We start from the raw sequence: 395 nt of genomic DNA, 5'->3' as shown, positions 1-395 counted from the left end.
GAGCCGAACTGATCGGGCCAAGGCATGCCGGTTGCCTGCCACAGTACGTAGGGCATGCCAGCCAGCAGAGCAAGGGCGACAGCGGCCGTGCCGATAGCCGTAATGGCGGCGCGCAGCCGGGCGCGCGATGAGGATCGGTAGGCCATGAGCGTATTCGCCCCTCTTCTGCTTCGCTGGTGCGCTACGGGTTGGCGCGTTGGGCGCGCACGGTGGCGTGGGCGGTGACTGTCAGGGTGCGTACGCCGATCAGTTGCAGGATCTGGGCGGGCTGGTGGTGGGTGACCTGGACGGTGACCTCCTGGCCGCGCACCGTTGCCGTGCCGGTGTCGCCTGTGGCGGTGACGTAGGCGGTGGCGGCGTGGGCCGCTTTGCCTTTGAGGAGTCGGATGTCTTCG

1 pseudogene is annotated in these 395 nt (G+C 68.4%); it reads right to left on the bottom strand.

From position 1 onward, the window contains the following. Window positions 1–181: 181 nt before the first annotated feature. Window positions 182–395: pseudogene (locus JK363_RS41730) on the bottom strand (hypothetical protein); the annotation flags it as partial.

This window comes from Streptomyces coffeae (assembly GCF_016741875.1).
GTDB lineage: Bacteria > Actinomycetota > Actinomycetes > Streptomycetales > Streptomycetaceae > Streptomyces > Streptomyces coffeae.
This window is presented reverse-complemented; position numbering and strand designations above follow the sequence as displayed.